The following is a 26,440-nucleotide window of genomic DNA, read 5'->3' on the forward strand; positions in this document are numbered from 1 at the left end:
CTCCTCAGGAGCCTGATGTCATGACCTTCCATGTGAGCCCCCACCCCGCAGTGGATGATCGCCAGGCTTCGCTGCCGCTGATCTACCGCGCGGCCATGCGCAAGCTTGCAGGAGCCGTCTCCATCCTCACCGTCGGCGAGGGCGAGAGCCGCACCGGGTTGACCGCCACCTCGGTGTCCTCGCTCTCGGTGGACCCGCCGGTGCTGATCATCTGCGTGAACCGCGACGCCTCGGCCCGCGCCGAGATCGAGAGGCGCAATGCGTTCGCCATCAACCTCCTGCGCCCCGAACACCAGGAGATCGCCGACCGGTTCGCAGGCCGCGGCGGCATCAAGGGGGCGGCGCGCTACCAGGGGGCGCAGTGGACCACGCTCGAGACCGGCGCACCGGTGCTTTCGGACGCGCTGGCGGTGTTCGACTGCGCCATCGACGACCTCATCGAGCGCCACTCGCACACGATCATCCTCGGGCGGGTGGTCGCTGCGCGGGTCACGGAGGGGGCGGAGCCGCTCCTCTACTGGGCCGGCAGCTACGCGCGGCTGACCCGCGGCGCGGCCGAATAGGGTCGGATCCCATCCGGCGGTCCCTGGGGCCGCTCTACGGCTTCTGAGGCCGGCACTCTATCGCGTAACCACGTTGCGGGGCGCGCCGGAAACGAAGGCCTCGATATTGTCGATGAGCTGGTCCGCGAGCACCTGCATGGCCTGCTCGCCCGCCCAGGCCACGTGCGGTGTCAGAATGAAGTTGGGAAGCTCGGTCAACGCCATCAGGGGATGGTCGAGCGGCGGCGGCTCGGCGGAGCACACGTCGATGCCGGCTCCCGCGATCTTGCCCGCGCGCAGTGCATCCGCCAGCGCGGCCTCGTCGATGAGGCCGCCGCGCGCGGTGTTGATCACCAGCGGCCGGCGCGCCATGAGATCGAACTCCCGCGCCGAGAGCAGGTTGCGGGTTGCGGGCGTGAGCGGGCAGTGGAGCGTGATCACATCGCTCACCGCCAGCATTTCCTCGAAAGGCGTGTAGAGCGGGCCCATGCCGGTGGAGCCCTTATGGGCCGCGAACAGCACCCGCATGCCGAAGGCGCGTCCCAGCGCCGCCACCGACTGGCCGAGCGCGCCCTCGCCGATAATGCCGAGGGTCTGGCCGCTGAGATTCATGACGGGGTGGTCGAAATAGCAGAACTGTCCCGCTTTCTGCCAGGCGCCGGCCCGCACTGAATCCCGATAGGCGGGAAGGCTGCGGCGCAGCGCCAGGATCAGCGCGAAGGTGTGCTCGGGCACTGTATGGTCCGCATAGCCACGGATGTTGGAGACCACGATGCCCCGCTCCGCGCAGGCGTCGAGGTCCAGATTGTCGGTGCCGGTGGCGGCAACCGCGATGTGGCGCAGGTCCGGCAGCCGCTCGATCACCTGGCGCCGCACGGGCACCTTGTTGACCACGGCGATGGCCGCGCCTTCCAGGCGGGCCGCCACCTCTCCCGGCGCGGTGCGGTCGTGGTCGGTCCATTGGTGGGGGAAAGCGGGCGGGCGCAGGATGGTGCTCGGCGCGATGGTGGACCGGTCGAGGAAGACGATCCTGTGCATGGGCTCTCCGAGGTCCTAGGAACGTGCCGGCCGGCGATGCCGGCCAGCCGGTTTCGTGCCGTCCACTCTAGTCTATGGTCGCGCCGGAGGCTTTGACCACCTTCACCCAGCGGTCGATCTCTTCCTGGTTGAACTTGACGAAGTCGGCGGGCGTCTTGTCGGTGACCACATCGCTCCCGTCGGCGGCGAAGCCATCCTTCACCGACTGGAGCTTGCCGGCTTCGTTGATGGCCTTGGAGAGGGTGGCCACGACGGGCTCGGGCGTGCCCGGAGGGGCATAGACGGCGATCCATACGGACATCTTGGCGTTCTCCAGGCCCGCCTCCGCCACGGTTGGCACCTGGGGCATCAGAGGGGAGCGCGCGTCCGAGGTGATGGCCAGGGCGGTGAGGGTGCCCTTATCCACGAAGCCGCGCACCACCGCGATGGGCCCGAAGATCATGTCCACCTGCCCGCTCACCACGTCGGTCACCCCCTGCGACGTGCCCTTATAGGGAATATGGACGAGGTCGATGCCGGCTGCCTGCTTCAGCAACTCGGCGGCGATATGGGCCGTGGTTCCGTTGCCGCCGGAGGCGAAGGTGAGGGGCTTGCCTTCCGTCGCCCGCTTCTTGGCAAGCGCGATCAGCTCGGCGAGCGTCTTCACCTTCAGGCCTGGGTTGACCACCAGCACGTTGGGCGCGGCGCTGATGCGCGAGACGGGCGCGAAGTCCTTGATGGGGTCGTAGGGCAGGGACTTGTAGAGGCCCACATTGATGGCATGGGTGCTCTGGGTGCCGGCGAGCAGCGTGTAGCCATCGGGCGTCGCCTTCGACACATAGGTGGAGCCCGTAGTGCCGCCCGCGCCGGTGCGGTTCTCGACCACCACAGGCTGATGCAGGATTTCGGTGAGTGCCTGCCCGAGGCGCCGGGCGGCGAGATCGGCGGGCGTTCCAGGGGTGAACGGCGCCACCAGCGTGATGGCGCGGGAGGGATAGGTGTCCGCCTTGCCTGGCGCGGCGGCGAAGAGGCAGCCGGCCGCGAGGATGGCGGCCAGCAGGCGCTTGGACATGGATAGCGACATGGCGTTTCCCTCTTTCTGGTTGGTTTTCCTTGATGGTCAGCTCGTGCTTGGCGGCACGTCAAGGCGCACCACGATGCCCTCGAGGTCGGAGCTTGGCGCGGGATAGCGGCTCATGACCAGGGGATCGTGGCCGGGCACGATATGGGCAGGGGAGGGCGCGAGCGCGCGCAGCGCGTCGAAGCCTTCCAGCATCTGCCCCACGTGAAAAGCGGTGGGGAAGGGCCGGTTGCTCTCCATGTTCTCGTAGAAGTGCGAGACATCGATGGCGAGCACCACCCAGCCGCGCCTCGTGTGGACGCGCACGAACTGGAGGCCGGCGGAATGCCCGCCGGCCAGATGGACACTGATGCCCGGGGCCAGCTCGGCGGAGGAATTGTAGAACAGCACCCGCTGCTGGAAGTTCAGCCGGACGATGCCGCAGATGTCCTCCACCTCGAAGGAGTGCGACAGGCGCGGATAGCGCATGTAGCGGCCTGTCGCGTAGTGCATCTCCGGCTCCTGGAGATGGAACTGCGCGACCGGGAAGCGGTGGAAGTTCCCCACATGGTCGTAGTGGAGGTGGCTGATGATGACGTCCTTCACGTCGTCCGCATCCACGCCCACCAGCTTCAGGGCGTCGATGGGATCGCGCAGGAAGGTGCGCTTGCGCTTGTCGGCCACCTCCTTGGTGAAGCCGCAGTCGATGACGAATGTCCGCTCCGGCGACTTCGCCACCCACAGGAAATAATCCATGGGCATGGGACCCTCGTGAGGGTCGCCGCCGATGAAGTGATCCCGCCGCTGCGCATTGCGCATGGCATAGCGGATGGCGAACAGGTCGTATTCGGGAAGGGTCTCGGACATCTTCTCTCCCACCGAGCCGCTTGCTGTTTTTCTCTGGAGATCGCCCGCGCTCACACGGCGCGGCGGGTCTCCACGGTGCTTTCCTCGATCTCGTAATATTCATCGAGGCCGATCGCGTCCTCGATCCCCTGGCGGCACTGGACATATTGCTCGGGGGTCAGCTGGTCGTAGCGGCCACTTTCGGCCAGTTCCCGCAGCGCCTTCTCCATGTGGAAGAACGCATGGAGCATGGCGAACTGGGCCTCGATGCAGCCCGCATAGCCCATCTCCTGCAATTCCTTGCGGCTGAACACCGGCCGGCCGTCGCGGTTGCCGAGGCTCTGCACATAGATGAGCGGCACGGCCGCCATCTTGGGCGCCCGGCGCGCCTCGTCAGAGTTGCGCGGGAAAAGCAGGCCCATGTCTGCACCCACCTCCGCCGCCTTGTTGATGCGCATCACCGCCTCTTCCACGCCGTAGAAACGGCACGTGTCGGTGCGGGCGATGATGACGAAGTCGGGATCGACCTTGGCGCGCTCGCGGCACGCATAGTCGATCTTCTCCACATACTCCTCCACCGGGATCGCATGGGCCACATACTTGTGGTAGTGCGCCCGCTTCGGAAAAAGCTGGTCTTCCAGGTGCAGGCCGGCAATACCGGCGCGGGCGAACTCGCGCACCGTGCGCATGGTGTGCAGCGCATCGCCCCAGCCTGCGCCCGCATCCACCACCACCGGGATAGAGATACGCTCGGCCACATTGGCCGCCGTTTCCACCTGCTCGGTCATGGTGAGCAGCGGCTCCGAAACCGCGCGCGATGCCCCCGTGACATAGCCCCCGACGAATGCCGCCTTGAAGCCCGCCGCTTCCACGGCCCGGCCGCCGAGCCCGTCATGGACGGAGGGCATGTGGAGGAATTCTCCGGCGGCGATCAGCTCACGCAATTGACGGGTCTTGGACATGGCGGCGTCTCCTTTTTTTCAGAAATACGAGAAAATATTGATGTATACAACGGGGGTGAGCGCATTTTCCGCACCGCCCGGGCGACCGCGCTGCGGGCTTGACGGGGCATGGTCTGCAATGCGCCTTATGGGTGCAGAACGCGCGCCCGAAGCCTTAAGGAACCCGTGATGTCGCTAGGCGGAGTTGAATTTCCAGAGGCGCCCGGCAAGGAGGCCGGGCCGGCGGCGATCCAGAGCGGGCGGCGCGCGACGGCTGTCTATGAGTCCCTGTGCGAGAGTTTCCGCCAGCAGCATTTCCGCCCCGGCGAGCGCATCGTGGAGGATGTTATCGCCGAGCGGCTCGGGGTGAGCCGCACGCCCGTGCGCGAGGCCCTGAACCGGCTGCGCGCCCGCGGCCTCATCAAGCCGGCCGAGGGCGGCGGCTTCGAGGTGACGCGCCTCACCCGCCAGGAAGTGATCGAGCTCTATGCTTTCCGCGAACTTCTGGAAGGTGCGGTCAGCCGGGATGCCGCAGCCAACGCCACCGAGGCGGACATCGAGACCCTCCACGCCCTCAATGCGCGCTTCCGCGCCGCCTGGGGCAAGGATGTCACCACTCTGAGCCAGGCGAACCGCCGCTTCCACGTGGCCATCTATGATGTTGCCCGCAACCGCTATCTGCGCGCGACGCTGCACGACCTTCTGGACCATCTGGCGATCCTCGGCGGCACCACCCTGGTCTCAGCGAGCCGGTTCGAAGAGGCTTTCGCTGAGCACGAGGCTCTGATCGCGGCCATTGCCGCGCACGATGCCGAGGCTGCGGAGGCTGTCGCCCGGCGGCATGTGAGTTCTGCACAGAAGCTGCGGATCGCCCTCATCGCCCGCGGCGAAGCGGAGAGTGCCTGATCCAGCCTCTCGCCGGGCAGATCGTGGGAGGGGGCTGAGGGCTGCGCTGATCCCGGTTATGTGCTGGGTTTCGCAGCCGGGGTTTGCCCGGATTTTCATCCGCGACGAAGATGCCGAACGGCGCCCGGACGATGGTCACGTCGGGAAAGCCGAAGCTGTTGAGCGGGCTGACAGTCGCTCCTCCGCCGCAGGTCATCACATGGATGGGGCCGGCGACGGATGTCTTCGTCCCCTTGATGTGCAAGGGATCTCGCAGGAAAGGACGGTCGACGAAAACGCTTGCGGGGCCGAAGGCGACGAAGCTTTCGATTAAGCCGCCTTCTGCCCCGCGCTGAGCGGAATCTCGATGTCGACGGCGAGGGTGGATACCTGCGCGCCGCGCTCCATCCTCACGTTGACCTTTTCGTCGTCGATTTGCATGTGGTTGGCGATGACCCGAAGGATCTCGTCGCGCAACTTGATCACCAGGTCGGGGCCATCCATGGACGCGCGCTCGTGGGCAAGGAGCACCTGCAAACGTTCGCGCGCGGCCGGGGCCGATGGGGACCTGGAAAAGAGGCGGAGAAGGTTCATGCCGCTTTCCTTCCGAAGAACTTGCCGAAGAAGCCTCTCTTATCCCCGGGAATGGTTACCGGCAGGTTCTCTCCCCTGAGGCGCTTCACCGCGTCGAAATAGGCAATCGCCGGAGCGCTGTTTTCATCGGCCAGGGTGACGGGAGAGCCGAGGTTGGAAGCCCGCAGCACCTCCATGCTTTCCGGGATGATGCCGAGCAGGGGGATCGACAGGATCTCGAGGACGTCGTCCACCTTCAGCATGTCGCCGCGCTCAGCCCGGTTCGGGCAATAGCGGGTCAGGAGAAGGTGTTTCTCCATGCGCTCGCCATTCTCGGCCTTGACCGTCTTGGAGTCGAGCAAGCCGATGATGCGATCGGAATCGCGGACCGAGGAGACCTCGGGATTGGTCACGACGATGGCCACGTCGGCATGGCGCATCGCAAGCGTCGCGCCGCGCTCGATGCCCGCCGGGCTGTCGCAGATGACCCAGTCGAAGGTTTCCTTGAGGGCGCCGATGACGGTCGCGACGCCTTCCTGCGTGAGGTTGTCCTTGTCCCGGGTCTGGGAGGCGGGCAGCAGGTGGAGGGTCTCGAGCCTTTTGTCCCGGATGAGCGCCTGGGTGAGCTTGGCCTCACCCTGGATCACGTTCACGAGGTCATAGACCACCCGCCTCTCGGCGCCCATGACGAGGTCGAGGTTGCGCAGGCCCACGTCGAAATCCACGACGACGACCTTCTCGCCGCCCTTGGCAAGGGCGGCACCGAGCGCGGCTGAGGAGGTGGTCTTTCCGACACCGCCTTTGCCCGACGTGACTACGACTACCTTGCCCATCGATATCTCCCGTTTGAATGGACGCACCGTCGATCAGGCGAGTGATCCGACATTGAACGTTTCACCATCGAGCCAGAATTGGACGGCCTTCCCGCGCAGGCCGGGTCCGAGGTCGTCCGCCGTCTTGTAGAGGCCGTCGATGGAAACCAGTTCGGCCTCCAACCTGCGGCAGAAGATGCGCGCCTCGGCATTGCCCATGGCGCCGGCCAAAGCCCGACCCCTCAGCGTGCCGTAGACGTGGATCGATCCTCCGGCGATGACTTCCGCGCCGGACGCGATCGACCCGACGACGGTCACGTCACCCTCGAGGTTCATGATCGACTGCCCCGAGCGCACGGGCTGTGTCACGAGGATCGAAGTGACGGCAGCCTTCCGGGGCTGTGCCTTCTCGATCTTCTCGAGGGCGACCTCTCCGGAGGAGGGCGAGGAGGGGGTGACCTCCTCGATGTCGCCGCTGTCGCGCCCGCCGCTCATGGCCGGCGGCAGGTCGGGACCGAGGACGGAGGGGCGCCCCCCTTCGATGCCCAGGACCCTGACGTTCCGCGCGGCGAGATTGGCCGCGAGGTGGCGAAGCTGCGAGCGATCGATGTCGAGCTCTTCGATGTCGAGCACGACCGGCCGCCGCAGGAAGAAGCCGGGGGACCGACCTGCCAGATCGTCGAGCCGTACCAGCCAGTCCTCGACCGGCAGGTCGGGCTTCAACGTGAGCGCAAGATAGGATCGCCCCTTAAGGCGTATCGGTCTTGGTTGCGTTAACACGGCGCTCATCTTGGTAAATTTTCGGTTTCCAAGAAATAGCGGTCGAATGGTTAATGGGCAGTAAAGATCCGGGTGCGTGTGATCCCGCTCGACGTCGTCGGCTTCATCGGCACGCCCGGATTTTCGATGTGTCCGAGGCCCATTACGATAAGACCATGGGCATCGACCTCAGGGGCGTCTGGCTCAGGCCCCAGAGATCAGCCAATCTGCGTGCGGATCGGCGCCGGCAAGGCTCAGTTCGCGCGGGCCAATGCCACAGCGTCGGCTCCCGCCGGGAAGCGCAGCTGCCCGGAAACATCGTTCGCGGCCTGCCACACAGCCTCTGCCACGTCCGCTTCCGTCGTCACCATGGCCGGCTTCATGAACGCGGCGAAGATGGGCTTCGCGAAGGCGGCATACGCCTCGGGAATCAGATCCTCGATTCGCAGGTCCGTATTCTGTGAGAAGCGCGTGGTCGGCGCGTAGCCCGGCTCGACCAGCTTGACGCGCACGCCGAAGGCCTGAAGCTCGTGGGCGAGCGACCCGGTGAAGCCTTCGATGGCCATCTTGCTGGCCGTATAGGCGGCGGCCAGCGGCATCGGGGCGAGGGTCACGCTGGAGGTGACGTTGACGACCACGCCCGACCTGCGGGTGCGAAGCTGCGGTATGACGGCCTGCGTCATCGCCATCACGCCGAACGTGTTGGTCTCGAACACCTTGCGCACGTGGGACATCGGCGTTGCCTCGAAAGCGCCGACCACGCCGATGCCCGCATTGTTGACGAGCACGTCGATCGGCCCGCTCCGGTCGAGCGCCGCCGAGATGCTTTCGGGCTTCGTCACGTCGAGCGGCAGCACAAGCAGACGGTCCGATTGGGGCAGAATTCCTTCGCGTGGGGTGCGCATGGTGGCGACCACGTTCCACCCCCTGGAATGGAAGTGGCGGGCCGTCTCGAGCCCATAACCGGACGAGCAGCCGGTGATCATTACGGTCTTCATGGTGAAGGTCTCTCTTGGGTTGACGCAAGAGAAATAACCTCCACAATCAGGACTATCATCAATCAAAAGTCCGGTTCTCATTTGCGATAGTCCGGAAATGCGTGATCCGCTCTCCCAAGTCATCGAGCTTCTGCGACCCCGCGCCGTGTTCTCCAAAGGGATCAGCGGCGCCGGACGCTGGGGCGTGCGGTACTCCGCCTTCGGTCAGCCGGGTTTCTGTGCGGTGATCGAGGGCCGTTGCCGTTTGGCTGTCGATGGCGAAGAGCCCGTCAGCCTTGAGGAAGGCGACTTCGTGCTTCTGCCGGCGACGCCGGCCTTCACCATGTCCAGCTTCGAGATGGTGGCGCCGAGACACATCGATCCCAAGGCGGTGCCCGCTCCCACGGAGGAAGTCCGTCACGGGAGGCCCGACGGCCCTCCCGACGTGCGCCTGCTCGGCGGCTACTTCATCTTCGATTCGCCTGATGCAGCGCTGCTGGTGTCGCTCCTGCCGGCGATGGTTCACGTGCGCGGCGCTTCGCGGCTCTCGCTGCTGGTGCGCCTCGTGGGCGAGGAGGCGAGCGCGCAGAATGTCGGCCGGGATCTCGTGCTCGGGCGTCTCGTCGAAGTCCTGCTTGTCGAAGCATTGCGGGCCACCCAGGGCGAGAAAGCACCACCGGGGCTGCTGCGCGGGCTGTCCGATATGCGGGTTGCTGTCGCGTTACGGGGGATGCATGGCGACCCCGAGCGCGCCTGGACGGTGGCCGAGCTTGCAGGTGAGGCCGGAATGTCCCGCTCGGCTTTCTTCGACCGCTTCACCCGCACCGTCGGTTTGAGGCCGATGGAATACCTCCTGGCGTGGCGCATGGCGGTTGCCAAGGATCTTCTGCGAAGCGGGGGCATCGCGCAGGACGAAGTGGCGAGGCGCGTCGGCTACGGCTCGGCAAGCACGTTCAGCACTGCGTTCAGCCGCCACGTGGGGCAGCCTCCGGGCCGCTATGCGCGCGCAGTGATCGGCTGACCCGTACAACAGGACAGTTGATCTTCACGAGAGCGCCTGCCCCACGAATTGAAGCTCATCTCCATCGATCGAAAGGCACCACGATCGATGAGCGCTACAAAGCTCGTGCGAAGCCAGCATTGGTCCGAACTGCGGGCAATGGGGCGGACCCCGTCGCCCAGTTCTCATGCGCGGTTGTCGGCCACCGCGCTGCGCACTTCGTGCTCGATGAGGTGCCAGATGCGGTCGACGAGGGCGCCGAACGCCTCCTGGCGCTTCACCTCGAGGCTCCTCGGGCGCGGCAGCGGGATCGGGATCTCCTGGCGCACGGTGCCGGGGCGCGCCGAGAACACGATCACGCGGTCGGAGAGGAACACCGCCTCGTCGATCTGGTGGGTGATGAGCAGCACGGTGGTGCCGCTCTTCTGCCAGATGTTGAGCAGCTCCGCCTGCATGATCTCGCGCGTCTGGGCATCGAGGGCGGCGAAGGGTTCGTCCAGCAGCAGGATCTTCGGGTTCACCGCCAGCGCCCGGGCGACGTTCACGCGCTGGCGCATGCCGCCTGAGAGCTGGTGGGGATAGTGCAGCTCGAAGCCCTTGAGCCCGGCCATGTCGATGAAGCGCTGGGCGACGGCGTGGGCGTCGCGCTTCGGCGTGCCGCCGATGACGAGCCCATAGGCCACGTTCTCGATCACCGTCTTCCAGGGAAGGAGCGCATCCTGCTGGAACACCATGGCCCGGTCGGCGCCAGGGCTGGTCACCGTGGTCCCGGACACCCGGATCACCCCGGCGGAGGCCGGCAGCAGCCCGTCGATGATGCGCAGCAGGGTGGACTTGCCAGAGCCGCTGGCCCCGACGATGGAGACGAACTCGCCCTCCCGGATCGAGAGGTTGATGTCCCGCAGCGCCTCCACGGTCGGCTTGCCCGGACGGCCGAAGACCTTGCTGATGCCCTGGACGGAAAGGGCTTCCGCGCTTTGTGCCACGGTCATTCCTGCCTCCAGGGAGCGAGCCGGCGCTCCAGCCATTCGAAGAAGATGCTGCCGACGAGGCCGAGGGCACCCAGCAGGATGACATAAGCGAGCAGCGTCGCCGTATCGAAGCTCTGGCCGGCGGCGAGGATCGCGAAGCCGAAGCCCGCGAACGAGCCGAAGAACTCGGCGATGATGATGGCCACCAGCGCCCGCGCCCACGCGACCCGGATGCCCGAGACGATGAAGGGCAGGGCGAACGGCAGCGTCACCGTGGTGAAGATCTGCCAGCGCGAGGCGTTGAAGGACCGCGCCGCCTCCACCAGGATCTTGTCAGTGGCCTTCAGCCCGGTCTCGGTCATCACCAGGATCGGGAAGATCGAGAAGATGGTGACGATCACGAACTTGGAGGCGAAGCCGAGGCCGAGCCAGGCGATGAACAGCGGCGCAAGCGCCACCAGGGGCACCGAGTTGAGGGCGGTGAGCATGGGTCCCGCGGTGAGCGCCAGGAACCGGCTCGACGCGAGCGCGAGGCCCATGGCGATGCCGAGCGCGACCGAGATGGGGAACGCCGCCCCCACCGCGCCGATGGTGGCCATGGCATTGCGCCAGAGCGTGCCTTCGACCCCTTCCTTCGCCAGGGCCTGGAACACGTCCATGGGCGGAACAAGCAGCAGCTTGTTCGTCACCACCATGGTGGCCAGGAACTCCCAGACCAGGAGGACGAAGGCCACCGAGATGAGCATGCGGAGGGCGCCCGCCGCGCGCGAGCGCCCCTCGATGAACTCGTAGAATTGGCGCAGAGGTGTCACTCCGCTGCGACCTTCTGGGCGTGGCGGGCGGTGGAGGTGGCCTGCTTGCCGTAGCCCTTCTCGCCCACCACCTTGCCGTCCACATAGATGGTCTTGCCGCGCAGGATGGTGCGCACCGGCTTGCCCTTGAAGGTGCGCCCCGCATAGGGGCTCCAGCCGACGAGCGAGAGCACGTCCTCGTCGCGGACCTCGTACTCGGTCTCAAGGTCCACCAGCACGAGGTCGGCATCGAAGCCGGGCCGGATCTCGCCCTTGCGGTCGAGCTGGAACAGGCGCGCGGGCCGGGTGGAGGTGGCCTCCACCACGCGCTCCAGCGGGATCTTCCCTTCCTGCGCGGCGGTGAGGAACATGGAGAGATAGAACTGGGTGGACGGCGTGCCGGTGTGGGCCTTCCAGCCATCTGTCCAGCCGATCTCCTTTTCCTCGCGCGTATGGGGCGCATGGTCGGTGGCGACGATGTCGATCGTGCCGTCGTTCAGCCCCTGCCAGAGGCCGGGCACGTTCTTCTCCGGCACCCAGTAGGAGAGGGCGTAGGAGCCGAGGCGCTGGATGGCCGCCCACTCGCAGCCGAGGAACAGCGCCCACGGGTTGATCTCGCAGGTCACCTTCTGCCCGGCGGCCTTGGCCTCGCGGATCAGCTGCACGCTGCCGGAGGTCTGGGTGTGCAGGATGTGGAGATGGCAGCCCGCCGCCTTCTGCAGGCGCAGCAGGGTGGCGATGGCGGTTTCCCAGATGACGCCGTCGTGGGCGGCATAGGCCTTGGCATAAGCAAGGGCGTCGCGCTCGCCGCGCTCCCAGAACTTGTGCTCGATAGCGTCCATGAGCGCCTGGTCGTGGGGGTGGACCATGAGCGGCACGTTCTGCGCCGCGCAGGCCTGCATGATCTCCAGGATCTTGCCGTGATCGTGCACGCCGATGCCCGGCATGTGCGGGTAGGAGCGGCCGGTATCCACCACCATGAAGAACTTGAAGGCGGCGATGCCCGTCTGTGCCATGGCCGGCACTTCGGAGAGCACGGTGGGGGCGGGGTTGAAGTTCCAGTCCACCACCGCGTCGCGCTCATAAATCGCGAACTGCTTGTTCAGCAGGTCCAGCGAGTTGGGCGGGGGTGTCACGTTCGGCATGGCGACGGAGGTGGTCACGCCACCGGCCGCACACTGGAGGGTGGAGGTGTAGATGGTGTCCTTGTATTCGAAGCCCGGCTCCGAACCCTCGCGGTGGTGCGAGTGCATGTCGATGACGCCGGGGACGATGGCGAGGCCCTTGGCATCGATCACCTCGGCGGCAGCCGGCTCCTCGCCCACCTCGTAGATGGCCGCGATGGCGCCGTCCTTGATGCCGATGGAGCCCTGGAAGCGCCCGTCCGCCGTAATGATGAGGCCGTTCTTGATGATGGTGTCCACGCTACTGTCCTCCAGGTACCGGCCGTCTCAGACGGCGATGTCGAAATGGATGGGGCGGGTGCGGATCACGTCGAGCACTTGGCGGACGTAATCCTGCGACAAGCCGCGGGTGATGAAGACGATGCGGGAGCCCTCCAGGCCCTCCGGCCAAGCGGCGAGCTCCACCGGCGGCGAGAACAGGCGCTGCACGGCCTGGACCACCACCGGCTTGCTCCGCCCCTGGATGGACAGGATGCCCTTCACCCGCAGCAGGTCGTCGCCATGGGCGATGACCAGGGCATCGAGCCATGCGGCCACGTGCTCCCAATGAAGCGGCTCGTCGAAGGCGAGGCAGAAGGAGCCCACATCCTCGGCATGCCGCGCGGCGGGGTCCGCCTCTTCGATCTGCTCGGCGCGCAGCCACGCCCTGACTTCGCTCGGGCGGGTCTTGGGGTCGGCCGGGTCGATGCCGTCGAGCAGGCTCGGCTGCGACAGCGCCCCGAGCGCGGATTCGTGCACCCGCGCGCCCGGCGCCAGCGCGGCGAGCCGCTGCTTCAGCGCCTCGGTGCCGCCGGTGAGCAGGTCGGTCTTGGTGAGGACGATCTCGTCCGCGACACCGGCCTGCTTGCGCGCTTCGGCGTGGCGGTCGAGCGTGCCCATGCCCTGCACCGCGTCCACCGCCGTGACGATCCGGCCGAGGCGGTATGTGCGGGCGACGGGGAAGGTGATGAGCGCCTGGATCACCGGGCCGGGATCGGCAAGGCCTGTGGTCTCGATGATGACGCGGGCGAAGGGTTTCACCTCGCCCGTGGCGCGCTTCTGCGTCAGGTCGCGCAGCGTCTCCACGAGGTCGCCCTTCACCGTGCAGCAGAGGCAGCCGGTGGAGAGCTCGATGGTGTTGTCGCTGCTCGCCGCGATCAGCGCATGGTCGATGCCGATCTCGCCGAACTCGTTGACGATCACGGCGGCATCGCTCAGCGAAGGGGCGCGCAGCCACGCATTCAGGAGCGTGGTCTTGCCGCTGCCGAGGAAGCCGGTGAGCAAGGTCACCGGCGTCCGCATGTCGCGAAAATGGGCCATGGATCAGGCCTCCCTCTTAGGCCCCCTCACTTGCCCGCGATGAAGCTCGGATCGTAGTAGCGGCTCAGCACGAATGCCTGCGTGGGAGGCTCGCCGCCCACGGCCGCGTCGATCTTGAAGAGGTTCTCCAGGCCGGCGGCCGGCACCGAGAGGTCGGCCGGGATCGCCTTCTGCTCCTGGACGATGAAGGCGTAGGAATCCACGCACACGTCGCGGGGCGTCTTGGTGTAGCTGGAGAGGACGTCGATGGCCGCGTCCTTGTTCGCCGGGTCGTTGATGAAGGCCGCGGCCTCCTTCAGCGCCTGGGTCAGGGCGATGGCGGTGGGGCGGGTCGCGGGCGCATTGGCCCAGGTCTTGTTCACCACCAGGGGGGTCTGGACGTAGGGCTCGTGATAGACGTCGAGCAGCACTGCGCCTTCCTGGGCCGCCAGCGTGTCGAAGGGAGCGATGAGGAGCGCGCCCGCCACCTGGCCGTTGCCCATGGCGATGATGCGGTCGCGGGAATTGGCGATGGAGACCATCTGCACCCCGGCCGGGTCCACGCCGGCCTGCAGGAGCTGATACTTCAGGAGGTTGGCGGTGCCGCCCTTCACCGCGCCGGCGGTGAGCGGCTTGCCGGCCAGCGCCTTAATGGAAGCGGTGCCCTTGGCGCCGTAGAGCCGCAGGATGGTCTTGTCGAGCACCGCGCCGGCGATGATCACCGGGGCGCCCTTGTCCACCGCGCGCACGGCGAGATCGCCGAGGGAGATGCCGGCATCCGCACTGCCGGAGGCCACCGCCTGGAGGAGCGCCGGGCTGTCAGAGGCGCGCAGCTCCCGAATCTCAAGATTGCGCTTGGCGTAAAAGCCCTTCTGCTCAGCGATGGCGTGCAGCCACAGCAGCGCGCTCGGCGCCAGAACCGCCAGCTTCACCTCGGTCTTCGGGGCCTGAGCGGATGCGCCTGCAAGCGGCACGGAGGCCGCCAGAATCATCGCGGTAAGAAGCGTGCCGATCCGTGTCATCACTGTCTCCGGAGGAAAGGTTCGAGGCCCGTCTGGTGCGCGCCTTTCGGAAAGGATAAATCCTGTCCAAACACGAGTTCAAGCATTATTATCAGATGTTGAGAATTTTGCTTTTTTCTCATATACAGAGATAATGTATCATCTGGGAGGCGGATGTTGGCCAGTCGTATCCTTCAGGTTCTGGCCCTCTTCCGCGGGCAGCCCGGCCCGTTGACGGTCGAGGAGATCGCGCGCGAGACGGGGGTGTCCCAGAGCTCGGCCTATCGCGACGTGCAGGATCTCTCCCGCGCCGGCTTTCTCGATCCGGTCATGGGCGCCGGCTACGTGCTGGGGCCGGCCTTCATCGAGTACGACCGCCTTTTGCGGCAGGGCGATACCCTGATCCCCCTGGCATCGGAGATCATGCGGCGGCTGCTGGACGAGACCACCCAGCACGCCACCGCCATCCTGTGCCGGCGCTATCGCGACACGGTGATGTGCGTGCACCAGGAGCACGGCTCCGCGCCCCATCCCATCACCACCTATGAGCGCGGCGTTGCCATGCCGCTGTTCGCGGGCGCCTCCTCCAAGGTGGTTCTCGCCCACCTGGAGGACCGGGCGCTGAAGCGCATCTATCTCGACAATGAGGACACCATCCGCGCCCGCCTGGGCCACGGCGACTGGAAGGCCTTCAAGGCCGAGGTGCGGAACATCCGGCGCGCAGGTGTCGTGGAGACGGCGTCCGAGGTCGCGCACGGCCGCGCCGGCATCGCCGCGCCGGTGCTCGTCAACAAGCAGGTGATTGCCGGCGTGAGCCTCGTTCTCGCCGAAGAGGAGCTTGCCGGCACCGCAGCCCGATTCCGCGACGCGGTGATCCGTGCCGGGCGCGCCATCTCCGAGGAGATCGCACGGGGCGGAACCTGGGTCGCGCGGTAGAGCGCGCGACCCGCATTCCATGATCTGGCCGGCCAAGGCTGGGTCGACGCGATCGGGCGCCACGTCCGCCTGAGCGCATCTGCTTTCGCCAAGAGCGAATGGCCTCCAAACTGGCTGGCTTCATATCCGCACGCAAATCCTACCTACCTCGGCGAGGCGAGAGCCAGCCGGCTGAAGCCGGCTGACGGAGAGCCGGCCCTGGTGCGCTTTAAGGGTAGGGTTGAACGTGCATTATTTATTTTTTATTTATTCTGATGTCAATTTTTATACATTCTGAATAACTCTATATCTCAAATATAACTTCATTGTTGAAGAGTAATCTCTAGGTAACGTCAATCAATTTCCAAAATCTGCTTTGGGGGCGGATTTCGGCCTTGCAACGGCCGTTGGCGCATTTATGATTAAATCTATCGAATAAATTTGAAAGGTAGTCATGGCAGTGTCGGCAATCGCCCTTGGGGCAGACGTCGCGGCCATCGAAGGCGGGACGCTCGCCCTTGGTCCTGAGGGAAAGCGGATCCGGTCCGAGGTGTTGGAAGCGGTTCGCCATCTGCGGGCGCGGGGCGCCATCGCGGCAGGCAGCGCGGCCAATTTCAGCGCCCTGCTGCCGGACGCGCCGGGCCACGTGTTGATCACCTCGCGCGGCCTTCCGGCCGATCTCAGCGAGGAGGATTTTGGCGTCGTCACCCTGGATGGGGAGTTTGTCAGCGGTCGCCTCGGAGGTGGCATCCGCTCGGTCATCGCCATGCATACCCACGCTTATTCGCGGCCCGGCGTGACGGCGGCGATCCATACCCACTCGCCCCATGCCACCGCTTTCGCGGTCGCCCACAAGCCGATCCCGCCCTATTACGAGCCGCTGCTCACGCGCGGCCAGACGGTGGAAATCCCGGTCACCACCTATGGCGGGCGCAATTCCGGCGAACTGGTGAACCGCATTGACGGCCTGCTCGCCGAGCACCCGGAGACCCGGGCCATCCTGCTCGCCAATCACGGCCTCCTGGTCTTCCACGAGACGCCGAAGAAGGCGGCCGAACTGACGGCCATCATCGACGAGGCTGCCGCCCTCTTCATCCGCGCGGCGGCCATCGGCGGCGCGCAGCCCATCGCCCGCTAGCCCGCGACGGCACTCCTCAGGAAAGCCCATACCCATGGAAATTCTCTGGTATGTGGTCAACCGCGACGGCCGTAACCCGTGGGATCCCACGTGGGCCCGTCCGGTGGACCAGCACTATCTCCAGGCGCTCGCCTCCACCATCGACAGCCGCGGCTATTCGGGTGCGCTGTTCGCGACGCAGCCCACTGCCGGCCTCGATCCGTTCGTGGCCGTTGCGTCCCTTCTGCACTTCGCGCCGCGCATGCGGTTCCTGCTGGCGGTGCATCCCTCGGTGTACGCTCCAACGCAGCTGGTGAAGCTCGCCACCACCCTCGACCAGGCATCGGGCGGGCGTCTGCTGCTGAATATCGTCAACGGCCATGGCAGCTTCGCCGCGGCCGGCGTGCACCTGAACCATGACGAGCGCTATGCGCGCTGCGACGAGTTCCTCACCATCTATCGCGGCATCATGGCCGGCGAGACAGTGGATTTCGAGGGGCGCTTCCTCACCGTGAAGGGTGCGAAGGCCGAATTCCCGGCGCTGCAGCGGCCCTATCCGCCGCTCTGGTTCGGCGGCATCTCCGAGGTGGCCCGCGAGGTGGCGGCGAAGCACATCGACAAGTTCCTCACCTGGGGCGAGCCGCCGCCGGAGACCGCGGAAGTGATCGCCGACATGCGCCGGCGCGCGGCCAAGTATGGGCGGAAGATCACTTTCGGAATCCGCCTGAACCTGATCCTGCGCGACACGGACGAGGAGGCCTGGGACGAGGCGCAGACCATGCTGGACCGCACCAGCGATGCGACCATCGCCGAGACCCAGCGCAAGGGCGCGGCGCAGGACGCGGTCAGCCAGGTGCGCCAGTCCGCCTTCCACGGCGGCGAGCGGCCGAAGCACGCCCGCGACCTCGAAGTCTATCCCAACCTCTGGTCCGGCCTCGGGCTGCTGCGCAACGGACCGGGCATCGCTTTGGTGGGCGGTCCCGAATCCATTGCCGCCCGTATCCGCGAATACAAGAGCATCGGCGTGGACGCCTTCATCCTGTCTGGCAATCCCTTCCTGGAGGAGGCGCACCGCTTCGCCGATCAGGTGATGCCGCTGCTGCAGCTCGATGCGAGCTGGAAGCAAGGCCGGCAGGATCCTCAGCCCTTCACGTTTCCGAAGGCGCCGAAGCTCGATCCGCACCCCAACGCGCTCGCCGCCGCAGGCTGAGGCCATTTCATCCCCGTCGCCTTTCGGGGCGGAGGGGCCATCTTTCGAGGCCCGCTCATGACGTCTTCAGCCAAGCCGCGCCGTTTCGCGGTTCCCCTGCGCACCGCAGCTTTTGCCTTCGGCGCCCTTCTCGCCGCCGCCTTGCCGGGCGCCGCCCAGACCTTGGTAAAGGTGGGCGTGCCCGTCGGCACGGTACCGGGCCTCAAGGCAGCGATCGAGGAGGGTTACTTCCAGAAGGAAAACATCGCGATCCAGTTCGTGACCCTGTCCGGCGGCCCCGCCATCATCACCGCCACGGTCGGCGGCTCCGTGGATGTGGGCTATGCGGACATGTTCGCGTGGGTGGGGTCGCTGGAGAACGGGTTCGACCTCGTCCTCCTCCAGCCCGCCAATGGACGCGGCGCGTCCGACTACATCATCGCCGGCCCCAAGAGCGGCATCAAGACGCCCCAGGACCTGCGCGGAAAGAAGATCGGCATCGCCGCGCATGTCCAATCGAAGCTGCGCGTGACGCTCTATCTGGAGCGCTTCGGCCTGAAGCCCAGCGATGTCACCCTGGTCACCGTCGCCCAGCGCGACACGGTGGGCGCGGCGCTCGCCTCCGGGCAGATCGACGCCGCCATCGCGCCCGACCCTGATGTCGCCCAGTGGGAGCAGCAGTTCAAGGTCTATCCCCTGGATGGGCGGCCCTGGCAGCAGGTGCCGGAAGCGGCCACAACCGCCGGCTTCTTCGTGACCAAGGCCTGGCTCGCGGCCAATCCAAAGGTGGCCGAGGGCTTCGTGCGTGCCGCGCGCAAGGGCGCCGCCCGCTACAACGCGCTCAGCGCGGAGGACAAGGCGAAGATCGTCCTCAAGTACGACAAGCTGGATTTCTTCGAGCTGGAGAAGACCACGCCCGGCGTTCTCGCGCGCCTCAACGACGACATCGCCTCGCAGGACGGGCCGATCGATCTCACCGCCACGGGGGAATGGCTGGCCATTGCCCAGAAATACGGGCTGATCAAGAACACCATCGATCTGAAGGCCCACCTCTACCGCACGGCGACCGAGCCGAAGGTATGACCGCGCATCCCGCGCCCTCTCGGCTTTCCCCAGCGCCCGGCGGCGAGATCGACCTTACCGCCGTCGCCGTGGAATATGCCGGCAAGAAGGGGAACGTGCGCGCGCTGAAGGGCGTGTCGCTCCACATCCGGCCCAACGAGTTCCTGGCCATTGTCGGCCGGTCGGGGTCGGGCAAGTCGACGCTCCTGCGGGTGATCGGCGGTCTCATTCCGCCGAGCGAGGGCACGGCCGCGCTCGGCGGCGAACCCATCGTGCGCCCGCCATCCTCCGCCCGCTTCGTGGCGCAGGACTATACCCAGTCGCTCCTGCCCTGGCTGACGGTGGAGGACAATATCCGCTTCGGCATCCGCCATGCGGTGCGCCCCGACGCCGACCCCGACGGCAGCGTCGCGCGCATGCTCGATCTGGTGGGGCTCGCCCATGCGCGCTCGCGCTATCCCGGAGAGCTCTCCGGCGGCATGCAGCAACGTGTCGCCATCGCCCGGGCACTCGCCTCGCAGCCCAGCGTGCTGCTGCTGGACGAGGCCTTTAGCTCGGTGGACGCACTGAGCCGCGCCAAGCTGCAGGACATGATCCTCGGCCTCTGGGAGACGCTGCGCTTCACCGCCGTGCTCGTGACCCACGACATCGACGAGGCGGTCTATCTCGCCGACCGCGTGGCGGTCATGCAGGAGCGCGGCGCGGGCATCGCGGCCCTCGTGGACGTAGACTTGCCGCACCCCCGCCATCAGGTGGAGACGCGCGAGCGGCCCGATTACCTCGCCTATCGCCGCGAGCTTGCCGCGCGGGTCCTCACATCGGACCTGGAAGGGGCCGCCGCATGAGCAATACGGAGCGCGCGCTCACGCTGAACCGGCTCGGGGAGGTGGATGGCGGCCATGCCGCGCCGAAGAAGCCGCGGAAATCGCTCGGCGTCCTCGGCCTCTTCCACAGCCGCCTGTTCGGCTGGAGCGCGGTCATTGCCCTGCTGGTGCTGTGGGAATGGATCGCGTCCGTCGCTCCCTCGCCGGGCCTGCCGCCCCCGAGCCGGATCTGGAATTCCTGGATGGCGGAGATCACCAAAGGCGACCTCCTCGCACAGCTCGGCGAGACCATGCTTGCCATGCTCTATGGCTATGCGGTGGCGGCGGTCCTGGGCATCGCGCTCGGCATCGCCATGGCGCGCGTGAAGGTGCTCTACGCGCTGTTCGAGCCCATCGTAGAGCTGTGGCGGCCGATCCCCTCCATCATCTTCATTCCGGTGATCATCCTTTATGCCGGCCTCGGGCTGGAGATGAACGTCATCGTGATCGTCATTGCGGCGACCGAATCCGTCATCCTCAACGCCTATGGCGGCGCCCGCTCCATCCCGCCCGCTTTGCTCGACACCGCCGCCACGTTCCGCCTCACCTGGTGGCAGACCCTGCGCGAGATCGTGCTGCCCGCCGCGGCCCCGCAGATCTTCGTCGGGCTGCGCCTCGCGCTCGCCAAGTCCCTGGTGCTCGCCGTGGGCTCGGGGATGATCGCCGGAAATTCGGGCATCGGCTTTTACGTGATCAACGCGCAGCAGACCCTGGACATCGCCAAGATGTATGCGGGCGCGGCCACCGTCGCGCTCACGGGCTATGCGCTCAATCTCCTGTTCCTGTTCATCGAAAGCCGCGTCGTGCACTGGCACGCCGCCCAGCGCGGCAGCGCGATCGTGTGAGGTGATGTGATGTCCGTTGCCCATCAGCTTCAAGCCGTCCCGGCCCCGGGCATCGACCGGCTGTGGTACACGCGCTGCAACGTGCCCACCGCCAGCGGCATCGCCTTCAATCTCGGCTGGCTCGCGGACCGCTATGGCCGCGACGGCATGACCATCGGCGCGCTTCAGGATGCGCCGCTGGAGATCGCCCGGCACCATTACGACCACCTCCTTCCCGGCCTGATCCGGGAGGGCGGCAATGTCCCGGCCCTGGTGGCGCGCTCCAACGGTGCGCCCACAAGGCTCATCGGCCTCACCTGGATCGACGAGCAGCAGATCATCGCGGTTCGCCCCGAAAGCGGTATCGCCGGCCCGCGCGATCTTGCCGGCCGGCGCATCGCCGTTCCCGCTTTTACCGGCCGGGGCGAGACCAGCATGGCGCGTGCCATGGCCCTGCACGGCTTCGAGAACGCGCTTGCGCTCGCCGGCCTGACCTTGGCGGATGTGGAGATCATCGACGTGGGGCTGGAGGAGATCGTGCCGCCCGGCCGCCATCGCAAATCCACGCAGGCGGTCCTGTGGCCCGGCCTGGATCTGGTGGAACAGGGCGCCGCCGACGCGCTCTATCTGAAGGGTGCCGCGGCGGGCCGTGCCGCACGCGCTGCGGGCCTCGTGGTCGCCGTGGACCTCGATGCCACGCCGGACCGGCGCTCAAGGGTCAATAACGGCACGCCGCGCCCATTGACGGTGCATGAGGATTTGCTGGCGCAGCACCCCGACTGGGTGGTGGCCTTCCTCGCCGAGACGCTGCGCGCCGCCGACTGGGCCGCCGCCGATGCCCACGCTGTGAAGGAGATCGTGGCACGGGAGACGCAGGCACCCGTTGAGGAGATGGAGAAGACCTACGGGCCGGACTTCCACGCGACGCTCCATCCCGACCTTTCCGGGGAGCGGCTGGGCCTGCTGGGCATTCAGAAAGACTTCCTGCTGCGTCACGGCTTCCTGGCGCGCGATTTCGACCTTGCAGACTGGGTTGAACCGGGCCCGCTTCAGGCCGCCCGCCGTCTTCTGGAAGGCTGACCGTTTCGGAGTAAGCCCCAGTATGGGAAGAATCGCTGCAGCAGACCAGTGCTGCAGCGATCCGCAAAAGCCTTATCCGGCGCGGCGGACGTCCTCGCGCTTCGGAAGCTTCCAGTTCGGCCGCGGAAAGTGGCAGGTATAGCCGTTGGGATAGCGCTCCAGGTAATCTTGGTGCTCCGGCTCGGCCTCCCAGAAATCGCCAACCGGCGCCACTTCGGTCACGACCTTGCCGGGCCAGAGGCCGGAAGCCTCCACGTCGGCTATGGTCTCCTCAGCGACCCGCTTCTGCTCTTCGTTCGTATAGAAGATCGCCGAGCGGTAGCTCGCGCCGATGTCGTTGCCCTGACGGTTGCGTGTCGTCGGGTCGTGAATCTGGAAGAAGAATTCGAGCAGGTCACGGAAGCTGATCTTGGCCGGATCGAACACGACCTCGATCGCCTCCGCATGGCTCCCATGATTGCGGTACGTGGCATTGGGCACGTCGCCACCTGAGTAGCCCACACGGGTGCCGATCACGCCCGCATTGCGGCGGATCAGATCCTGCATGCCCCAGAAGCAACCGCCGGCAAGCACTGCGCGTTCTGTTGTCATGGTTCTGGACCTCCTGATTTTGGCCTCGGCGTAAATATAGGCATTGTTGCGCAACATATCAGGTGCAGGAGAGCTCCGGCGGATGGCATTGACGTTTCTCTTCGACGGTCCGGAACAGGCGAAACAGACCATCCTCCTGGCGCACGGCGCCGGAGCTCCGATGGATTCACCGTCGCTGACAGCGACGGCAAAGGCCCTGGCGGCGTCGGGCTTTCGCGTGGCGCGTTTCGAATTCGACTATATGGCCCGCCGGCGGACGGAAGCGGGCCGCAAGCCGCCGCCGCGCGCCGAAACGCTCAATCCCGAATATATCGCCGCCATCTCCGCGCTCGGCGCAGACGGACCACTTATCATCGGCGGCAAGTCGATGGGCGGCCGTGTGGCCAGCATGATCGCGGACGAGTTGTTCGCCGCCGGAAAGGTTCGCGGGCTGCTGTGTCTCGGCTATCCCTTCCATCCGCCGGCCAAGCCCGAGCAATTGCGGACGAAGCACCTTATGGACCTGAAGGCACCGACGCTCATCGTGCAAGGCACGCGCGATGTGTTCGGCACGCGAGAGGACGTCTCCACCTACACGCTTTCGCCGGCCATCGAAATTCTGTGGCTCAAGGACGGCGACCACGATCTGAGACCCCGGAAGAGCATCTCTGGATTTTCACCGGCCGACCATCTCAAGACCATGGCTGAAGCGGTCTCGAACTGGGCCGAGCGGACGAACGCGGTTTAGCGCGACTGCTTCCAGGGATCGCTCGGTGCCGACACAGTGCTCGAGATGTCGCCCGAGGACCCCTGGTTGGGCGCATTGTTCAGGGATGTATTGCGACCAGCATCGAACCGAAGGTAGGAACCGACGCGCACGCAGGTATTCGTTCCGGGCACCTGTTTGAATCCGGCACCCTGTTGCGCACACATGTCGTAGCCTGGAGGTTTGGCGTCGCCCGCCATCGCGCCTGCCGCTGTGGCGACCTGTACGGCAACGATTGCCACAGCGCGCATCGTCGCGCGAGACCCTGATGCTAGACCCGACCGGGACATGCAATGCTCCGACTTCCAGCCGCGCCACCAACCCCTCTCCATCGTAGTGTGGGTGGCGCGTGGAAAAAAGGGGGCATCTGAAATCCCGGGATGGAAAGCTGTCACGGATAAGGAAGGCAGCGGTTTGACAGCCAATCAGGCCTTCGGCTGAACTGGCGCGGCGAACATCTTGCCGCGTGCCAGCAGCAACAGCGTCATGATCGAGAGACCCGAAATGACGAGGTTGGCCAGGACAAAGAGAAATGGGCCGAGAATGGAGACCGCGCCATGATCGCCGGCGGCGATGAGGCGGAGGGGGGCAGTGGCAATCGCCGTCGCGCCGAAACTGAAAGCCCACAATCCCGGGACTGCGCCCGCTTCCGCAATCCATGGCGAAAGCCGTGCGAGAATGAAGAGCTGGAGAACGCCATAGCCCACGAGGGCATGGACAAAGACGTCCGGCGTCCCACCGCTCACCGCAATATAGGCCACGGCGCCGACGGGCGCCGGTGCGAGTTGGATCCCCAGCGTCGGGCGCAGGGCGATGGGCGTCGTCGGCCCCGTCAGCAGCCGGTTGAGCAGCACGGATTCCATGGCGAGCCAGGAAAAGAGGCCGGCACCGAAGACGAGTTGGCCCCAGTCCGGATGTCCGAGCGCGGAGATCACCGTCGCCGAAACGAAGCTGCCCGCGACGGTCGGCAAGTAAAGCACGGCTGTCGTCGTGCCCGCGTCCCGCTCGCCATGCCAGAGACCGCCCGTTCGCCAGATGCCGAAGCAGAGCGTGAAGGCAGCGCCGATCAGGAAGACGATGTCGGCACCCACCTGCCAATGGGTTGCCAGACCGCCGGCGATCAGCATGGTCGAGACCCCCGCAAGCCCGATGAAACAGCATTGGACGGGATGCGCAGCCTCCGCCGCCAGTTTCTCCGGCGCGAGGAAGGCCTTGGAAAGATAAAGAGCGACGAGGGTTGCCCAGACGATCCCGGCGACACCGTAGATCATCTCTGCAATGAAGGCCGGAAACTGCCAGGCTTGCGCGGCAGCGCGCCATGCATTTCCAAGCCCCGCAAGCCCCAGAACGATGCCGAAATAGGACGCCGGCATGTTTCCGGCGATCTCGGAAAGACGGAGCGGGGGCTTGCCGGTTGAAAGCGGCTCGGAAAGCATCGCGTCCATGGCTTGTCTCCTTCGACGAAGGCTCTGTGATCGAGAGAATACTGGGGCGTGCCAGCCCAACCTGCCGTGCGGGGAAAGTTGGGCTGGCAAGGGGCCGCTTACTTCCTGAGGGCGCTGGCGATCTGGCCGACGAGCGTTGCCCAGGGCATGTCGAGCGCGCCATAGAGCGCACCCGCCTCGGGCCGCCCGTTGTCCTTGAGGATCTCGACCATCAAGGTCCCGTAGTCGGACAGGATGACACCGGCCTGAAGCATGCGAAGCAACCCGGCCTGCCGCTTGGTCTCGCTGAAGGTTCCGGAAGCATCGACGGCGACATAGGCGTCCAGCCCCCGCGCAACCGCGGTCATGGCCGGGAACGCCGCACAGACCTCGAGGGAGATGCCCGCAAAGATCAGCTTCTTGCGGCCGGTGGCCTCGATCGCCCGCGCGACGCGATCATCGTCGTAGGCATTGACCGAGGAGCGGTCGATGATCTCGATGCCGGGCAGGGCTTCGACGAGTTCGGGGAAAGTCGGACCCCACATGCTGTCGCGCGCCGTGGTCGTGACGACGATCGGAAGATTGAGCGCCTTGGCTGCCTTGGCCAGGGCCACGACATTATGCTTCAGTTCGCCGGTGGAATAGTCGCGGACGCCCGTCATCAGGCCGACCTGGTGATCGACGAGAACGAGGGCAGCGTTGTCGGCGGTGAGAGGCTCATACGCGCGGTTCGTCATTTCATCGTCCTTCACGGTTGCAAACGGTTTCGGCGAACAGGGCGGCGATGTAATAGGTATTGTTACAATCGTCACAGGCGTCATGACCTGATGAGATCTGGCGCTTATCTATCCGCACGCTGCTTCGCTATTTCCGAGCGAGCCAGAACGGTGCGCCCGGTTCACGATGTTCCGTCGTGACGAGCGAAAATTAGCCCCTGGACGATTGGCCCAAAAGCCGTCAAAAACCAAACACAGCGTCCAACTGCTTGAACGATGGGGCGGCGCGTGCTGGATTTGAACGACTTCTTTTTCTTCGTGCAGGTGGTCGATCGCGGCGGTTTCACGGCTGCGGGCCGCACGCTGCGGATCCCCAAATCGACCCTCAGCCACCGCATCCAGCAGCTCGAGGGCAATCTCGGCGTTCGGCTACTCAACCGGACGTCACGGCGCTTCGGCATGACTGATGCCGGGGAGGACTTCTACCGGCACGCGGTGGCGATGCTGCGGGAGGCCGAATTGGCCGAGACGACCATTCGGCAGCGTCTGACCGAGCCGACCGGGACGGTCCGATGCACGGCGGGCGTCGCGACCATGCAGTTCGCAATGTCCGACATCATCGCCGATTTCCTGGTGCAGTATCCGAAGGTGAATGTCGTCGCCCACGCCGCAGACCGGACGGTCGACATCGTCGGCGAGAATTTCGACGTTGCTGTCCGTGCGCATTCCGATGCCCTGCCGGATTCCAATCTGGTCCAGCGGACGCTTGCACCCGCCCCGTGGTTCCTGTTCGCCGGATCGAACTATCTCGACGCCAATGGCGCGCCCGAGACGCCCCACGACCTTCAGCGCCACCCATCCCTTTTCATGATGAGAAGCGGCGTCGTTCCGGTCTGGCGGCTTCGCCATGCGCGCGAGGCGCGGGACGAAGTCGTCATGCCCCTCGCGCCGCGCCTGCTGGGAGACGACATGGTCGGACTCCAGCAGGCGGCGATAAAGGGCCTCGGCGTGGTGGCGCTCCCGGGCTATGTCTGCCGGGCCGCGGTCCGATCCGGTGCATTGCGGCGGGTGCTGCCGGACTGGCTCGCCGGCGATTCTACGATCACGGCCCTTATTCCCTTCAGGCAGGGGCTGCTGCCGTCAGTGCGCGTCTTCCTCGATCATCTGGCGGCCGAATTTCCCAAGACCGTGCTGATGTAGATCGTCCATTCAGTTGGACGTTAAGTCTCGATTTTCGCGACTTCCCGGCCGATGCGCCCACTCCCTAGACTGGTCGC

The 26,440-nt window shown here is 66.1% G+C and carries 29 protein-coding genes; 12 read left to right on the forward strand and 17 right to left on the reverse strand.

Features of this window, described 5'->3' with window-relative positions:
- Positions 1 to 20 precede the first annotated feature (20 nt).
- Complete coding sequence (locus ABLE91_RS04375; RefSeq protein WP_348928767.1) at positions 21 to 563, forward strand: flavin reductase family protein; 543 nt, start codon at positions 21 to 23, stop codon at positions 561 to 563.
- Positions 564 to 620: 57 nt separating this feature from the next.
- Here ABLE91_RS04375 and ABLE91_RS04380 read toward each other — a convergent pair whose 3' ends face one another.
- The 4 genes from ABLE91_RS04380 to ABLE91_RS04395 form a co-directional block, all read right to left on the reverse strand.
- Positions 621 to 1,580 carry a D-2-hydroxyacid dehydrogenase gene (locus ABLE91_RS04380; protein WP_348928769.1) on the reverse strand — a complete coding sequence of 320 codons (960 nt, stop codon included), beginning with the start codon at positions 1,578 to 1,580 and terminating at the stop codon, positions 621 to 623.
- 67 nt (positions 1,581 to 1,647) lie between these two features.
- Positions 1,648 to 2,643, reverse strand: coding sequence for a Bug family tripartite tricarboxylate transporter substrate binding protein (locus ABLE91_RS04385; protein WP_348928771.1), 996 nt, complete (start codon positions 2,641 to 2,643; stop codon positions 1,648 to 1,650).
- A gap of 36 nt (positions 2,644 to 2,679) precedes the next feature.
- The gene (locus ABLE91_RS04390) at positions 2,680 to 3,486 is read right to left on the reverse strand and encodes an N-acyl homoserine lactonase family protein (RefSeq protein ID WP_348928772.1); all 807 of its coding nucleotides are present in this window, start codon (positions 3,484 to 3,486) and stop codon (positions 2,680 to 2,682) included.
- Between the two features lie 50 nt (positions 3,487 to 3,536).
- Positions 3,537 to 4,427 carry an isocitrate lyase/PEP mutase family protein gene (locus ABLE91_RS04395; RefSeq protein ID WP_348928774.1) on the reverse strand — a complete coding sequence of 297 codons (891 nt, stop codon included), beginning with the start codon at positions 4,425 to 4,427 and terminating at the stop codon, positions 3,537 to 3,539.
- A gap of 168 nt (positions 4,428 to 4,595) precedes the next feature.
- Here ABLE91_RS04395 and ABLE91_RS04400 point away from each other — a divergent pair, with 168 nt between their 5' ends.
- A complete protein-coding gene (locus tag ABLE91_RS04400) occupies positions 4,596 to 5,312 on the forward strand; it encodes a GntR family transcriptional regulator (protein ID WP_348928775.1) in 717 nt (238 codons plus the stop codon).
- 309 nt (positions 5,313 to 5,621) lie between these two features.
- Here the strand turns inward: ABLE91_RS04400 and minE are convergent, their stop codons facing one another.
- The 4 genes from minE to ABLE91_RS04420 all read right to left on the reverse strand — a co-directional run bounded on the left by minE (position 5,622) and on the right by ABLE91_RS04420 (position 8,433).
- Positions 5,622 to 5,885, reverse strand: a complete 264-nt coding sequence (gene minE, locus ABLE91_RS04405; RefSeq protein ID WP_348928777.1) for a cell division topological specificity factor MinE — start codon at positions 5,883 to 5,885, stop codon at positions 5,622 to 5,624.
- On the reverse strand, positions 5,882 to 6,697 hold the full coding sequence (minD, locus tag ABLE91_RS04410; RefSeq protein WP_348928779.1) for a septum site-determining protein MinD: 816 nt from the start codon (positions 6,695 to 6,697) through the stop codon (positions 5,882 to 5,884). Before minD ends, minE begins: the two co-directional genes overlap by 4 nt.
- Positions 6,698 to 6,730: 33 nt before the next feature.
- Positions 6,731 to 7,465: a septum site-determining protein MinC gene (minC, locus tag ABLE91_RS04415; RefSeq protein WP_348928781.1), complete on the reverse strand. Its 735-nt coding sequence runs from the start codon at positions 7,463 to 7,465 to the stop codon at positions 6,731 to 6,733.
- 224 nt (positions 7,466 to 7,689) lie between these two features.
- Positions 7,690 to 8,433, reverse strand: a complete 744-nt coding sequence (locus ABLE91_RS04420; RefSeq protein WP_348928782.1) for an SDR family oxidoreductase — start codon at positions 8,431 to 8,433, stop codon at positions 7,690 to 7,692.
- A 97-nt stretch (positions 8,434 to 8,530) separates the two neighbouring features.
- On the opposite strand from ABLE91_RS04420, the gene ABLE91_RS04425 reads away from it, so the two are divergent.
- The gene (locus ABLE91_RS04425) at positions 8,531 to 9,433 is read left to right on the forward strand and encodes an AraC family transcriptional regulator (RefSeq protein ID WP_348928784.1); all 903 of its coding nucleotides are present in this window, start codon (positions 8,531 to 8,533) and stop codon (positions 9,431 to 9,433) included.
- Between the two features lie 164 nt (positions 9,434 to 9,597).
- Here ABLE91_RS04425 and ABLE91_RS04430 read toward each other — a convergent pair whose 3' ends face one another.
- Genes ABLE91_RS04430 through ABLE91_RS04450 form a run of 5 tightly spaced genes read right to left on the reverse strand, consistent with a single transcriptional unit; the run spans position 9,598 to position 14,658 of the window.
- Positions 9,598 to 10,404, reverse strand: coding sequence for an ABC transporter ATP-binding protein (locus tag ABLE91_RS04430; protein ID WP_348928785.1), 807 nt, complete (start codon positions 10,402 to 10,404; stop codon positions 9,598 to 9,600).
- Positions 10,401 to 11,195: an ABC transporter permease gene (locus ABLE91_RS04435; protein ID WP_348928787.1), complete on the reverse strand. Its 795-nt coding sequence runs from the start codon at positions 11,193 to 11,195 to the stop codon at positions 10,401 to 10,403. Before ABLE91_RS04435 ends, ABLE91_RS04430 begins: the two co-directional genes overlap by 4 nt.
- The gene (locus ABLE91_RS04440; RefSeq protein ID WP_348928789.1) at positions 11,192 to 12,598 is read right to left on the reverse strand and encodes a dihydroorotase; all 1,407 of its coding nucleotides are present in this window, start codon (positions 12,596 to 12,598) and stop codon (positions 11,192 to 11,194) included. Before ABLE91_RS04440 ends, ABLE91_RS04435 begins: the two co-directional genes overlap by 4 nt.
- A gap of 27 nt (positions 12,599 to 12,625) precedes the next feature.
- A complete protein-coding gene (locus ABLE91_RS04445; RefSeq protein ID WP_348928791.1) occupies positions 12,626 to 13,657 on the reverse strand; it encodes a CobW family GTP-binding protein in 1,032 nt (343 codons plus the stop codon).
- A 26-nt stretch (positions 13,658 to 13,683) separates the two neighbouring features.
- Positions 13,684 to 14,658 carry an ABC transporter substrate-binding protein gene (locus ABLE91_RS04450; RefSeq protein ID WP_348928792.1) on the reverse strand — a complete coding sequence of 325 codons (975 nt, stop codon included), beginning with the start codon at positions 14,656 to 14,658 and terminating at the stop codon, positions 13,684 to 13,686.
- Between the two features lie 156 nt (positions 14,659 to 14,814).
- Between ABLE91_RS04450 and ABLE91_RS04455 the strand changes: the two genes are divergently transcribed.
- The 7 genes from ABLE91_RS04455 (at position 14,815) to ABLE91_RS04485 (ending at position 21,687) form a co-directional block, all read left to right on the forward strand.
- Positions 14,815 to 15,573, forward strand: coding sequence for an IclR family transcriptional regulator (locus tag ABLE91_RS04455; RefSeq protein ID WP_348928794.1), 759 nt, complete (start codon positions 14,815 to 14,817; stop codon positions 15,571 to 15,573).
- Between the two features lie 433 nt (positions 15,574 to 16,006).
- Entirely contained in the window at positions 16,007 to 16,690 is a 684-nt protein-coding gene (locus ABLE91_RS04460) for a class II aldolase/adducin family protein (RefSeq protein WP_348928796.1), read from the forward strand.
- 34 nt (positions 16,691 to 16,724) lie between these two features.
- On the forward strand, positions 16,725 to 17,879 hold the full coding sequence (locus tag ABLE91_RS04465; protein WP_348928797.1) for an LLM class flavin-dependent oxidoreductase: 1,155 nt from the start codon (positions 16,725 to 16,727) through the stop codon (positions 17,877 to 17,879).
- A 57-nt stretch (positions 17,880 to 17,936) separates the two neighbouring features.
- The gene (locus tag ABLE91_RS04470; protein ID WP_348928799.1) at positions 17,937 to 18,941 is read left to right on the forward strand and encodes an ABC transporter substrate-binding protein; all 1,005 of its coding nucleotides are present in this window, start codon (positions 17,937 to 17,939) and stop codon (positions 18,939 to 18,941) included.
- A complete protein-coding gene (locus ABLE91_RS04475) occupies positions 18,938 to 19,765 on the forward strand; it encodes an ABC transporter ATP-binding protein (RefSeq protein ID WP_348928801.1) in 828 nt (275 codons plus the stop codon). Before ABLE91_RS04470 ends, ABLE91_RS04475 begins: the two co-directional genes overlap by 4 nt.
- Positions 19,762 to 20,628 (forward strand): ABC transporter permease, encoded by an 867-nt coding sequence (locus ABLE91_RS04480; RefSeq protein WP_348928803.1) that lies wholly within the window; start codon positions 19,762 to 19,764, stop codon positions 20,626 to 20,628. The genes ABLE91_RS04475 and ABLE91_RS04480 overlap by 4 nt, the downstream gene beginning before the upstream one ends.
- A gap of 9 nt (positions 20,629 to 20,637) precedes the next feature.
- Positions 20,638 to 21,687 carry an ABC transporter substrate-binding protein gene (locus ABLE91_RS04485; protein ID WP_348928805.1) on the forward strand — a complete coding sequence of 350 codons (1,050 nt, stop codon included), beginning with the start codon at positions 20,638 to 20,640 and terminating at the stop codon, positions 21,685 to 21,687.
- Positions 21,688 to 21,759: 72 nt separating this feature from the next.
- Here ABLE91_RS04485 and msrA read toward each other — a convergent pair whose 3' ends face one another.
- Entirely contained in the window at positions 21,760 to 22,278 is a 519-nt protein-coding gene (msrA, locus tag ABLE91_RS04490; protein ID WP_348928806.1) for a peptide-methionine (S)-S-oxide reductase MsrA, read from the reverse strand.
- 82 nt (positions 22,279 to 22,360) lie between these two features.
- Between msrA and ABLE91_RS04495 the strand changes: the two genes are divergently transcribed.
- Positions 22,361 to 23,005, forward strand: coding sequence for an alpha/beta hydrolase family protein (locus tag ABLE91_RS04495; protein WP_348928807.1), 645 nt, complete (start codon positions 22,361 to 22,363; stop codon positions 23,003 to 23,005).
- Here the strand turns inward: ABLE91_RS04495 and ABLE91_RS28930 are convergent.
- The 3 genes from ABLE91_RS28930 to ABLE91_RS04505 all read right to left on the reverse strand — a co-directional run bounded on the left by ABLE91_RS28930 (position 23,002) and on the right by ABLE91_RS04505 (position 25,199).
- On the reverse strand, positions 23,002 to 23,355 hold the full coding sequence (locus tag ABLE91_RS28930) for a porin (RefSeq protein ID WP_510181907.1): 354 nt from the start codon (positions 23,353 to 23,355) through the stop codon (positions 23,002 to 23,004). The genes ABLE91_RS04495 and ABLE91_RS28930 overlap by 4 nt on opposite strands.
- 93 nt (positions 23,356 to 23,448) lie before the next feature.
- On the reverse strand, positions 23,449 to 24,396 hold the full coding sequence (tehA, locus tag ABLE91_RS04500; protein ID WP_510181908.1) for a dicarboxylate transporter/tellurite-resistance protein TehA: 948 nt from the start codon (positions 24,394 to 24,396) through the stop codon (positions 23,449 to 23,451).
- 170 nt (positions 24,397 to 24,566) lie between these two features.
- A complete protein-coding gene (locus tag ABLE91_RS04505) occupies positions 24,567 to 25,199 on the reverse strand; it encodes an isochorismatase family protein (RefSeq protein ID WP_348928811.1) in 633 nt (210 codons plus the stop codon).
- Between the two features lie 240 nt (positions 25,200 to 25,439).
- On the opposite strand from ABLE91_RS04505, the gene ABLE91_RS04510 reads away from it, so the two are divergent.
- Positions 25,440 to 26,363 carry a LysR substrate-binding domain-containing protein gene (locus ABLE91_RS04510; protein WP_348928812.1) on the forward strand — a complete coding sequence of 308 codons (924 nt, stop codon included), beginning with the start codon at positions 25,440 to 25,442 and terminating at the stop codon, positions 26,361 to 26,363.
- The last annotated feature ends 77 nt before the right edge of the window (positions 26,364 to 26,440 follow it).

This window comes from Aquabacter albus (assembly GCF_040049275.1).
Lineage (GTDB): Bacteria > Pseudomonadota > Alphaproteobacteria > Rhizobiales > Xanthobacteraceae > Aquabacter.

Excerpts from the sequence above, each read along its gene's own strand:
- ABLE91_RS04375 (WP_348928767.1), top strand. The coding sequence starts at position 21 with ATGACCTTCCATGTGAGCCCCCACCCCGCAGTGGATGATCGCCAGGCT.
- ABLE91_RS04380 (WP_348928769.1), bottom strand. The coding sequence starts at position 1,580 with ATGCACAGGATCGTCTTCCTCGACCGGTCCACCATCGCGCCGAGCACC.
- ABLE91_RS04385 (WP_348928771.1), bottom strand. The coding sequence starts at position 2,643 with ATGTCGCTATCCATGTCCAAGCGCCTGCTGGCCGCCATCCTCGCGGCC.
- ABLE91_RS04390 (WP_348928772.1), bottom strand. The coding sequence starts at position 3,486 with ATGTCCGAGACCCTTCCCGAATACGACCTGTTCGCCATCCGCTATGCC.
- ABLE91_RS04395 (WP_348928774.1), bottom strand. The coding sequence starts at position 4,427 with ATGTCCAAGACCCGTCAATTGCGTGAGCTGATCGCCGCCGGAGAATTC.
- ABLE91_RS04400 (WP_348928775.1), top strand. The coding sequence starts at position 4,596 with ATGTCGCTAGGCGGAGTTGAATTTCCAGAGGCGCCCGGCAAGGAGGCC.
- minE (WP_348928777.1), bottom strand. The coding sequence starts at position 5,885 with ATGAACCTTCTCCGCCTCTTTTCCAGGTCCCCATCGGCCCCGGCCGCG.
- minD (WP_348928779.1), bottom strand. The coding sequence starts at position 6,697 with ATGGGCAAGGTAGTCGTAGTCACGTCGGGCAAAGGCGGTGTCGGAAAG.
- minC (WP_348928781.1), bottom strand. The coding sequence starts at position 7,465 with ATGAGCGCCGTGTTAACGCAACCAAGACCGATACGCCTTAAGGGGCGA.
- ABLE91_RS04420 (WP_348928782.1), bottom strand. The coding sequence starts at position 8,433 with ATGAAGACCGTAATGATCACCGGCTGCTCGTCCGGTTATGGGCTCGAG.
- ABLE91_RS04425 (WP_348928784.1), top strand. The coding sequence starts at position 8,531 with ATGCGTGATCCGCTCTCCCAAGTCATCGAGCTTCTGCGACCCCGCGCC.
- ABLE91_RS04430 (WP_348928785.1), bottom strand. The coding sequence starts at position 10,404 with ATGACCGTGGCACAAAGCGCGGAAGCCCTTTCCGTCCAGGGCATCAGC.
- ABLE91_RS04445 (WP_348928791.1), bottom strand. The coding sequence starts at position 13,657 with ATGGCCCATTTTCGCGACATGCGGACGCCGGTGACCTTGCTCACCGGC.
- ABLE91_RS04450 (WP_348928792.1), bottom strand. The coding sequence starts at position 14,658 with ATGACACGGATCGGCACGCTTCTTACCGCGATGATTCTGGCGGCCTCC.
- ABLE91_RS04460 (WP_348928796.1), top strand. The coding sequence starts at position 16,007 with ATGGCAGTGTCGGCAATCGCCCTTGGGGCAGACGTCGCGGCCATCGAA.
- ABLE91_RS04465 (WP_348928797.1), top strand. The coding sequence starts at position 16,725 with ATGGAAATTCTCTGGTATGTGGTCAACCGCGACGGCCGTAACCCGTGG.
- ABLE91_RS04470 (WP_348928799.1), top strand. The coding sequence starts at position 17,937 with ATGACGTCTTCAGCCAAGCCGCGCCGTTTCGCGGTTCCCCTGCGCACC.
- ABLE91_RS04475 (WP_348928801.1), top strand. The coding sequence starts at position 18,938 with ATGACCGCGCATCCCGCGCCCTCTCGGCTTTCCCCAGCGCCCGGCGGC.
- ABLE91_RS04480 (WP_348928803.1), top strand. The coding sequence starts at position 19,762 with ATGAGCAATACGGAGCGCGCGCTCACGCTGAACCGGCTCGGGGAGGTG.
- ABLE91_RS04485 (WP_348928805.1), top strand. The coding sequence starts at position 20,638 with ATGTCCGTTGCCCATCAGCTTCAAGCCGTCCCGGCCCCGGGCATCGAC.
- msrA (WP_348928806.1), bottom strand. The coding sequence starts at position 22,278 with ATGACAACAGAACGCGCAGTGCTTGCCGGCGGTTGCTTCTGGGGCATG.
- ABLE91_RS04495 (WP_348928807.1), top strand. The coding sequence starts at position 22,361 with ATGGCATTGACGTTTCTCTTCGACGGTCCGGAACAGGCGAAACAGACC.
- ABLE91_RS28930 (WP_510181907.1), bottom strand. The coding sequence starts at position 23,355 with ATGGAGAGGGGTTGGTGGCGCGGCTGGAAGTCGGAGCATTGCATGTCC.
- tehA (WP_510181908.1), bottom strand. The coding sequence starts at position 24,396 with ATGCCGGCGTCCTATTTCGGCATCGTTCTGGGGCTTGCGGGGCTTGGA.
- ABLE91_RS04510 (WP_348928812.1), top strand. The coding sequence starts at position 25,440 with ATGGGGCGGCGCGTGCTGGATTTGAACGACTTCTTTTTCTTCGTGCAG.